Source organism: Pseudomonas ulcerans, from assembly GCF_036324125.1.
GTDB classification, from domain to species: Bacteria; Pseudomonadota; Gammaproteobacteria; order Pseudomonadales; family Pseudomonadaceae; genus Aquipseudomonas; species Aquipseudomonas ulcerans.
Genome location: NZ_JAZDQN010000100.1, coordinates 1 through 1,306, shown reverse-complemented (window position 1 = coordinate 1,306; position 1,306 = coordinate 1). Strand labels below are relative to the sequence as shown.

The following is a 1,306-nucleotide window of genomic DNA, read 5'->3' as shown; positions in this document are numbered from 1 at the left end:
AATGGCGAAACCATCACCATCGGCAAGGGCTTGAGCGAAGGTTCGATTACCTTCCCTGCTCCGCAGAACACCGTCTATGTGGATGGCGGCAACGTCAGCGTGACCATTACCGGTACCACCGGCGGTGACTTCGAGCATCTGGAAGTCAGCCCGACTGCGGCCGTAACCGCTGTGACAGATTCGATTGATACGTCGACCGTCACCCTGACCGCCACCGCAAGCGCTGTCGAAGGCGGCGTGGTCACCTACGTCGCTTCGGTTACCTCGCCAGTTACCGGTACTCCGCTGGTAATCAGCCTGGCCAACGGTCAGTCGATTTGGTGATGGGGTCCATCATTGCGCACACGTCGATGATCTGGAAGCGGCCCTGCTTGGACTTCTTGATCGGCTTCTGGCCGGTGATCATCAGCATCGGCATGCCGCCCAGGTAGGCGTAGGCGCCGGCGGTGACCAGGTTGGTCGCGCCAGGGCCGAGGGTCGACAGGCTGACGCCGGTCTTGCCGGTGAGGCGGCCATAGGTGGCGGCCATGAAGCCGGCGGATTGCTCGTGGCGGGTCAGTACCAGCTTGATCTTCGACTTGCGCAGGGATTCCAGCAGGTCGAGGTTTTCCTCGCCGGGAATGCCGAACACATACTCGCTACAGGCACCTCCACTCGGCCTGACGAGGTCGCACTTTGTGGCGTCTGAACTGGCGCGCAAGAAGAGCAAAAGCAAAAGCAGGAGCGAGGGCAAGAGCTTCTAACCTGGCGATGCCGACTCTGCCGTCGAAGATGCGTAAGTCCAGACGCCGCCCGTACCTCGCGACGTCAGGAGGCCGAGCGGAGGTGTCTGGAAGGGGCAGGTGCGCAGCACCCTTCGGCGTTAGCCGAAGACGCGAGATGAAGATTTGCGAAGCAAATCGTAGGCCGCGCAGCCCCTGCAAGACACCGGAGGGAGGGGACCCGGAGCGCAGCGTAGGGCCGGATGCAGGGCACCGCGTGGTCTTGTCACCGAGACGCAGCACGCCCCGGTCTTCCTGCGACATGTTGGGCAAGCTGCTGATGCAGCTCGCACCGGTAGTGGTCTTGTCGCCATCGAGGCCTTGTCCCAGGCCGTTGAGCGTTGAGCGCGCCATGGCTTAAATCTCCTCGCCGGAGAGAGCGAAGCCCGGGATGACAGGCGAGGTCTGGTTGGTCAAACGTGGAATGCAGGCGTCCATGGGGGTTGCTCCTTGCTTGCAGGCAGCGCTGACTTCTTCGGAATGAAAAAACCGTGGTGCCCGTCGGTTGGAAGGCTGCAACCCTGAAGTCCCGAGACGGGAAAAAA

Annotated in this window: 2 protein-coding genes and 1 pseudogene; 1 reads left to right on the top strand and 2 read right to left on the bottom strand. The window is 61.9% G+C overall.

Going from position 1 to position 1,306, the window contains the following annotated elements; translation table 11 throughout:
• Positions 1-324, top strand: a 324-nt coding sequence (locus V0R59_RS31755) for an immunoglobulin-like domain-containing protein (RefSeq protein WP_375547434.1), incomplete at its 5' end; no start/stop codon positions are given.
• Here V0R59_RS31755 and V0R59_RS31750 read toward each other — a convergent pair.
• Both V0R59_RS31750 and V0R59_RS31745 read right to left on the bottom strand, forming a co-directional pair.
• Positions 311-631 (bottom strand): annotated as a pseudogene (locus V0R59_RS31750) (thiamine pyrophosphate-binding protein); the annotation flags it as partial. The gene V0R59_RS31755 and the pseudogene V0R59_RS31750 sit on opposite strands and share 14 nt — an antisense overlap.
• A 487-nt stretch (positions 632-1,118) precedes the next feature.
• Positions 1,119-1,306, bottom strand: a 188-nt coding sequence (locus V0R59_RS31745; protein WP_330105870.1) for a hypothetical protein, incomplete at its 5' end; no start/stop codon positions are given.